Annotated in this window: 8 protein-coding genes; 4 read left to right on the forward strand and 4 right to left on the reverse strand. The window is 63.3% G+C overall.

Translation table 11 applies throughout. The features are described from left to right. On the reverse strand, window positions 1–285 hold a 285-nt coding region (locus G6R20_RS18030), incomplete at its 3' end, for a transposase (protein ID WP_163377238.1). 89 nt (window positions 286–374) lie between these two features. Here G6R20_RS18030 and G6R20_RS18035 point away from each other — a divergent pair. Continuing rightward, entirely contained in the window at window positions 375–605 is a 231-nt protein-coding gene (locus tag G6R20_RS18035) for a hypothetical protein (RefSeq protein WP_163377239.1), read from the forward strand. Further along, window positions 602–1,528 (forward strand): DMT family transporter, encoded by a 927-nt coding sequence (locus G6R20_RS18040; protein ID WP_163377240.1) that lies wholly within the window; start codon window positions 602–604, stop codon window positions 1,526–1,528. The genes G6R20_RS18035 and G6R20_RS18040 overlap by 4 nt, the downstream gene beginning before the upstream one ends. Window positions 1,529–1,577: 49 nt before the next feature. Here the strand turns inward: G6R20_RS18040 and G6R20_RS18045 are convergent, their stop codons facing one another. Further along, the gene (locus G6R20_RS18045; protein WP_163377241.1) at window positions 1,578–3,098 is read right to left on the reverse strand and encodes an ABC transporter permease; all 1,521 of its coding nucleotides are present in this window, start codon (window positions 3,096–3,098) and stop codon (window positions 1,578–1,580) included. Beyond that, window positions 3,095–3,778: an ATP-binding cassette domain-containing protein gene (locus tag G6R20_RS18050; RefSeq protein WP_096907171.1), complete on the reverse strand. Its 684-nt coding sequence runs from the start codon at window positions 3,776–3,778 to the stop codon at window positions 3,095–3,097. Before G6R20_RS18050 ends, G6R20_RS18045 begins: the two co-directional genes overlap by 4 nt. Before the next feature lie 951 nt (window positions 3,779–4,729). On the opposite strand from G6R20_RS18050, the gene G6R20_RS18055 reads away from it, so the two are divergent. Both G6R20_RS18055 and G6R20_RS18060 read left to right on the forward strand, forming a co-directional pair. Further along, the gene (locus G6R20_RS18055; RefSeq protein ID WP_163377242.1) at window positions 4,730–6,043 is read left to right on the forward strand and encodes an ISL3 family transposase; all 1,314 of its coding nucleotides are present in this window, start codon (window positions 4,730–4,732) and stop codon (window positions 6,041–6,043) included. Between the two features lie 51 nt (window positions 6,044–6,094). After that, window positions 6,095–6,904 carry a DMT family transporter gene (locus G6R20_RS18060; RefSeq protein ID WP_240341558.1) on the forward strand — a complete coding sequence of 270 codons (810 nt, stop codon included), beginning with the start codon at window positions 6,095–6,097 and terminating at the stop codon, window positions 6,902–6,904. 54 nt (window positions 6,905–6,958) lie between these two features. On the opposite strand, the gene G6R20_RS18065 is transcribed toward G6R20_RS18060, so the two are convergent. Beyond that, a partial coding sequence (locus tag G6R20_RS18065; RefSeq protein ID WP_163377243.1) for a DDE-type integrase/transposase/recombinase occupies window positions 6,959–7,413 on the reverse strand: 455 nt, incomplete at its 5' end.

Genomic DNA, 7,413 nt, shown 5'->3' on the forward strand with positions numbered 1-7,413 from the left:
CGTCGCATCCTTGACCCACAGGACCACGGATCGCTTGAGGACATCACGCTCCATCTTCAGCTCCGCGTTCTCTGCTCGCAGCCGCTTGAGCTCCTCGATGTCGCCCCTGGACAGGCCTTCTGTGCCCTCCCGAGCTTCCTTAGCCTGATTGACCCAATTGCCCAAGGTGCCCGCGTTGACCCCAAGGTCTCGGGCGATCTGGGCGATCGGCTTCCCGGTCTCCTCGACGATCCGGACCGCTCCCTCACGGAACTCCCGGTCGTACTTCTGGCGCTTCTCTGGCATCGCTTCCCCTTATAGCTGATCCCTCTACGGATCCGGGGGAACCTCACGAGATCACGGCAGCACTGGAGGACACCGAGGGGGTCCAAGGGGTGCACCACGTTCACGCGTCAGCACTGACCAGCGGACGCTATATCTTCTCCGGACACCTTCGAGTGGTCGAGGGCGCCGATCCACAAACCGTCCTGCAAACAGCCTCCACTGTGCTCGAAAACAAGTTCGGGTTCTTCTTCACCACCTTGCAAGTGGAGACCGGCCACCTTGATGAGGCTGGCGCCGAAGCGATCGACATCACGCGGCCCGCGCCGAAAAATAGAACATGAAGGCGCTACTGCTGCTGGCTTTGATCACCGTGTCTGAAGCGACTATCGGCGTATTTGTCAAGCTTAGCGACGGGTTGATTCCCGTCCAGACGCTGACGTTTTACGCGATGGCCTTCGCGGCGGTGTTTCTGTTCATTGCGCGGGCACTGGCGAGCCGGGAATGGCCCCGGTTCCCGCGCGGGAACGTAAAGGACACGGTCATCATCGGCGCGCTGATCGCGGCCCAGGGCGGAGTGTTCAACTACGCCATGACGTTGGTGCCCATCGCCAATGCGGTGATATTCTGGAGTATTGCCCCGTTCTTCGTGTTCATTTTTTCTGCACTGTTTCTTGGCGAGAAGGCGCACAAGCGCTACATCGGGATTTTCGTCATTGCGTTGGCCGGTATCGCCGTGGCTAACCCGCTCAGCGGCGGTCACACCCTGGGCAATCTTGTGGCGTTGGCAACCGGGGCGATCTATGCGGCGATGATCACCTACATGCGTTATGAGGGCAAGACCGAGACGGGTAACGACATAGCCTGGTCGCTCCTGGCCGCGGCACTGGTGCTGTCGCCCTCGCTGCTGCTCGTCGGGCCCGGCAAGGTGTCAGCCACAATCTCCTATCCCGGGCTAGGTATCTCCGTGCCGGTGATGCTTTGGGTGGGGGGTTTGGGCGTGATTTCCACAGGATTCGCCTATTTCGGCATCTCCATCGTTTTGAAAGTTCTCAACGCCAATGTTTACTCGCTGGTCGATATCATTGTCTCCCCTGTGGTAGCCACGACATTGGGGTATCTGGTCTTCGCCGAAGTTCCGGCGCGGAGCACGATTTACGGGGCTGTACTGCTGCTCGGCGCCGGATTCTGGTTGACACGGGAGATGTCGCGGGGGGCAAAAAATCGAGCCGCGCACCCCTGTCAAATTGCCTCCCACCACACTTGAGAGTCCAGGGGTTCGTGCACGAGGTGAACCACGACGTCGTCTTCGACGTTTAGCTGGCTGTCCTCAGTGGGGTGCGGCCCGGTGCGGCAATCCGGTGGAACACCATGGCTGCCGCGAGCGTGATCCCAGCTAGCCAGCCAAGGGCCAGTAACGCCCCGGCGGTCTCGTCGAAACTGGGGGTGAACGCTGCGTCGGTCAAGACGCGAACAGCTCCATGGGAGGGCATCCAAGTCGCCCAGTCGGGTGGGGCGGCGTCGAACATGATGTTCTGGGCCAACCCGACATCAAGGAAAGGCAGCATGAACATCAAGTACAGGCCGCCCAGGCGCCCGACTATAGGTCCGATCAGCACTCCGAGCATGGCGTAGGTCAGGGCAACCGCCAGGGTCGCGAGCGCGAACGCCACCCACGAACGCGGTTGGAAGCTGAAGCTGGTCACGCCCAGGGAGACCGCGCTGACCAACACTGCGGCCAAGAGGATCACCCCGAGACGAGCCGCGAGCACCTCTGCGGTGCGGTAGCCGGCCACAACGAGTCGCCGGTCGGCCTCGAGTGATCCGAGCACGACGAACAGGCCAGCCAGGCCGGCCAGGAAGGCCACGGTGATCGGCACCATGATCGCTCCGTGCACATCGATCATCGAGACAATGGCGATCGTGTCCTGGCCGCGCTCGGTGAGTGCAACGGGGGTGGGCTGATCAGGGGTGATGGCGATCGACAGAGAGATGAAAAAGAAGGGAAGACCGACAAGCAGAACCCACAGTGCGACGTTGCGTCGATACTCGCGCCAGGCGAACCGCGACGCCACCCGTGTGCGCCCCCAGGTCGACTCGGGTGCACGACGACTGGTGCGGCGGTGGCCGGTAGTCAACACGAGGACACCGAACGCGAGCACCAGCCCGCCAAGGGTCCAGACCGCTGCGGCGCCAAGGTCACTGAGCGGGCCCGCGTGGCCAGTGCTGGCATCGAGCATCACCAACGTCGGAAAGTGTGAAGGGAACACGCGGGTAATCCATGAGTCGGACGGACCCATCGCCGGTCCGAGGAATACATCGAACATCCACACGAAGACGATCACCAAAGAGCCGTTGACTTCGGAGCGCAATAGCGCACCCACCGCTGTGCCGAGTCCCAGGTATATGAGGGCAAACATGACGGTGGCTGTCACTGTGCGGCCCACGTCAACGATGTCGGTACGAAGCGCCAGCGCCAGAAGTGAACCGGCAACCGCCACGCCCGCCAACGCCAGAGACGACGCCAGCCTGGCCAGCACGACCCTCGTCGGGGAGGAATCCGTGGCAGCCAGTCGTCGATCTGCCTGACGGGACCCGCTGACGTGGAAGAACCCCGCCACGCCAGCCAGAAATGCTGAGGCCCAGCCGGCGGTCACCGCCTCCAACTGTCCGAGGCTGGCTTGCCCACCCAGGATCCGGGCGAACTCGGCAATCGTGTCCGCTGTCAAGGTCACAAACACCAGGGGCACGACGCCCAGTAGCACCAAATTTATTGGACGGCGGGCAGACTCGACCAGATACCGCCACGTCAACGACACAGTGAATGGGGTCGTCATCGTAAGATCGTCCTGCCGTCGACCAGGTCGTAGATGCGGTCGAAGCGCTCGGCGTCAGTGATGAAATGGCTGATGATCAACAGACTGCGCCCGGACTCGCGCCGGTCTCGGGTCAACTGCCAGAACCGCTGGTAGGTGTCCCAGTCGAACCCGGCGTAGGGCTCATCCAGTAGCAGCAGGTCAGGGTCCGGAAGCAGCGCCAAGCCGAGGTTGAGCTTGGCCCGAGTCCCCCCGGACAGCGCCTCAACGCGAGCGTGCCTCCACGCGACAAAGCCCAACGTGGTGTAGATGTCGTCTTTGGACCGCTCGATCTCGTCGTCGTCCATGCGGTAGGCCCGACCGAACAGGTCGAAGTGCTCGTCGCAGGTCAGCCTCTCGTACAGGATCGGCTCCTGCGGACAGAATCCGATGGGCCCAGTGTGGCTAATGGTGCCGCTATCTCGGGGTAAAGCACCCACTAAAATTTTCATCAGAGTTGATTTCCCCGACCCATTTTCGCCCACTAGACCCACGATCTCGCCAGGTCGAAGCTCGATGTCCGCGCCGCGCAGCACGCGTCGGGTGCGCCGTCGTGGCCACCACCCGGTTCGGTAGGACTTAGCCACACCGTGAGCGGCCAACACCACCGTCTCCCCAATAGGGCTTTCAGGCAGGCCGGTAATTGGATCCTGGTCCGTCACATCTGCTCCTCATTCAAATACTGGTAATGATCTCGCAAAAAGATGAAGTTTGGAGTCACCTCCGATGAAGGTTCAATAAACATTCTGAAAGAGCACTCCGGGATTATGGCGGTGGCATTCTTCACATTCATACTTTGAGGGAGGCTCTGCCCAACTCCGGCCGTAACACCGCATACAGTCACATTGGATGCGAGCTAGAAAATCGCGGGCCACCCACCGCGGCGAGGAGGCTACCGATGTCCGACAGAACAGAAGAGGCGATGACCTTCCAGGCAGTGCATACATGGATCGCGTCCTCTCCCGCCGCCGGTGCAGCCACCGCTGCCGAAGTAGAGGTCACCGACGCGATGAGGTGCTCTGAGCTACACCACACCCTGGTGAGGTTGCCCCTCGGTCGCGGTACGGGTGGCACAAATCGGCAGAATTCCCACTGGGCAGGCAAGGACCACCCGCTCGCCGGCCTGCCCGCCAGCGGGCTCGTCGATCCGCTCGTCAACCTATTGCTTCGCTCGCAGCTCCTTGCGTGGGCCAAACCCAGCGGGCTCTTCGCGACCCTTCCCCTTGAAAGCGTCACCTCTCCCCTCCCGCGCCGATTGAGTTCTTGTAGCTCAAGACCCCCGGACCGGATGGCCAGCCCGAGCGACAAATCGGCAGACAGTCAACCGCGGGGGCGTCGATGACCTCCCCGCGAGCCGAAGGCGGATCCCCTGCGTTAACCGGCAAACCGTCCCCGCTTCGGATGTTATGGATCACCGCCGCCCTGGCTGCCTGCTTCCTCGGTATCAAATGGGGACTGCGCGATGCGCCGCTGCTGTGGTTTGCGGGCCCTTCCGGATTTAGAGTGCGTAGCTGGGGTTCGCCGGTGATGCGGTGAGGCACAAGATGTAGGGGTCCTGGGGCGTGTGAAGATGCAAGTTCCTACACCAGCACTTCGCATCCCCAGGACCCGTCTTGAACGCTACCGCCAGCCTGCTTGCCGACACCATCTGCCGCACCGTCGAGCTCGGGGTGACCATCACTGAAGCCGCCGTGGCCGACGAGCTCACGCACCTGTTCTGCGCCCCGGTCACACTGGACCCGGTGTGCGCCGAGTGCGGTGTCGCGGGGAGGCTTCGGGACCACGTCCAGCGGAAGGCCACGGATCTACCGATCGTGGGTCACCCCACGAGGCTGCATGTGCGGGTACCGCGTTTCACCTGCGACAACATCGAATGCGAGACGCGCATCTTCCAGCAGCGGATGCCGGCGTTGGCTGAGCCGAGGGCCAAGACCACCCGCCGTTGCAGCCGCTGGATTCTGCAGCGTCTGGCGATCGACCGCACCAGCGTGTCCGCGGTGGCCAAGGCCCTCGGGCTGGGGTGGGATCTGGTCAATGACCTGGCTGTCTCGGAGGTTCGCGCGATGGTCTACGACCAGCCCGGACACTTCGATGGCGTCCGCGTTCTCGGTGTCGATGAGCACAAGTGGAAGCACGTGCGCGGCGACGGCAGCAGCTCGTTCGTCACCGTGCTGGTCGACCTCACCCCGGTCGTGGACGGCACTGGCCCGTCGCGCCTGCTGGACATGGTCCCGGGGCGTTCGGCGAAGGTGCTCACCGAGTGGCTCGACGCCCGCGACCAGGTGTTTCGAGATCGAGTCAAGGTGGTGACGATGGACGGGTTCGCCGGCTACCACACCGCCGCGGCCAAAGCCGTCCCCGAAGCACGGACGGTGATGGATCCGTTCCACGTCGTGCACCTAGCCGCCGACAAGCTCACCGTGTGCCGCCAACGCATCCAGCAGGCCACCACCGGGCACCGGGGCCGCACCGGTGACCCCCTGTACGGGATCCGCCGCATCCTGCGCATCCGCGCCGAATTGCTGACCGACAAGCAGAAGGCCCGCCTGTTCAAGGCGTTCACCGCCCATGATGCACACGCGGCGGTGGAGGTCACCTACGGCGTCTACCAGCGACTCATCGCCGCCTACGAGGCCTCCGGCAAGCGGGAGGGCAAGATCGCGATGTACAAGCTCCTGCGCTCCATCCGGGCCGGTGTACCGAAAGAACTCCCCGAGCTGGCCCAACTTGGCCGGTCACTGTGGAAGCGGCATCGGGAGATCCTCGCCTACTTCGACGTGGGCGCCTCCAACGGCCCCGTCGAGGCCATCAACGGGCGCCTCGAGCACCTCCGCGGAATCGCCCTGGGCTTCCGAAACCTCAAGCACTACATCCTGCGGTCACTGATCCACTCCGGACAGCTCCAGAATCGGATCAACGCACTCTAAATCCGGAAGGGCCGGTTTGCAGCCCTGCGGGCGCTACTTGGCGGTGGCGCCCTGGCTCTCGTCGCCCTCTTTCAGCGACGACAGATTCCGTCCTCTTTCACAGCGTGGGCAAAGATCACGGCCCTCGGGTTGGTCAACGTCACGTTTGCCTTCGCCGCAATGTTCGCTGGCGTCGCCGGGCTGTCCACCGGGGTCGCGGCAGTACTGGCCAACGCCCAACCATTGCTGATCTTGCTGCCCGCTTGGTGGCTGTTCGGGGAACGAATCACGGCACGGACCGGGCTGGCCCTGGGAACAGGGTTCGCCGGACTGCTTATCGTCTCGATACCCGGAGGCGGCGGATCAGGAGCGCTACTCTCGCTACTCGCGGCCGCAGCAGTAACCGCGGGCACGCTGATGGTGCGCGGTTTGGCAGACCTCGACGTCGTGGTGCTCAGCGCTGCCCACTTTTTGATCGGGGGGCTAGTACTGGCCGGGGTCGCCCTCACCGTGGAAGGCCCCCCGGCCATTAACTGGACCCCGCGGTTCGTGATCGTGTTGGCATTCCTCGGCCTGGTGGCGACCGCAGCGACCACTCTGGCCTGGTTCGTAGAGGCTCAACGCTCACGGCTGTCCTCCCTGACGGTGTGGATGTTCCTGATCCCCGTGTTCGGTCTGCTGATCGGGATAGTGGTCCTCGGCGAACGACCGACTGCCTGGGCTGGGGCAGGCATCGCTCTCGTGCTGGCTAGCATGTGGGTGGCGCTCACCAAGCAGCCCTTCCCCCACGCTGGCCCGCCGGGCCACCTGAATTCCCCCGGCCCCGATTACTCGCCCCCCGCCGCGAAAAGGGCCGGCCCGCGGGGCACTACCCGGCGGTGAGCTGGTTCAGCACTTGCTCTGAAATGTGGTTCCCCCCGAATCGTGGAGGGTTTCCTAGGCGGCTTCCGGTTCGGTCGCCGCGGCGGTCTCGTAGCTGATCGGGCTCACCATTCCGATCGTGCTGTGTCGTCGGTCGTGGTTGTAGAATCCGTAGCACCAGTCCAACACAGCGGCCCGGGCGGCGCGGGTGTTTTCGAAGGTGTGTTGCGACAAAACTTCCCATTCCAGCGAGCTGAAAAATGCTTCGGCGGCAGCATTGTCAAAGCACGATCCGACCCGCCCCATCGATTGGCGAATATCGAGGTCTTGGCATAGTTTCGTGAACGCGTGAGCGGTATAGGTGCTGCCCCGATCGGTGTGAAATATGGCTCGTTTCGACGGGTCCTCACGCCACCCAGACTGGTGGACCTCCTCGATACCGCCGCGGGTCGCCACGGCCATGTTGATCGCCGCGCAGGCGAGTTCGGCGTCCGGGTGCAGACCGGTGGCAGCACCAAGCAATCTACGAC

The sequence above is a fragment of the Dietzia sp. Alg238-R159 genome, from assembly GCF_900537145.1.
Lineage (GTDB): Bacteria > Actinomycetota > Actinomycetes > Mycobacteriales > Mycobacteriaceae > Dietzia > Dietzia kunjamensis.

Coding starts and splice junctions, on each gene's coding strand:
- G6R20_RS18040 (WP_163377240.1), top strand. CDS start 602: ATGAAGGCGCTACTGCTGCTGGCTTTGATCACCGTGTCTGAAGCGACT.
- G6R20_RS18045 (WP_163377241.1), bottom strand. CDS start 3,098: ATGACGACCCCATTCACTGTGTCGTTGACGTGGCGGTATCTGGTCGAG.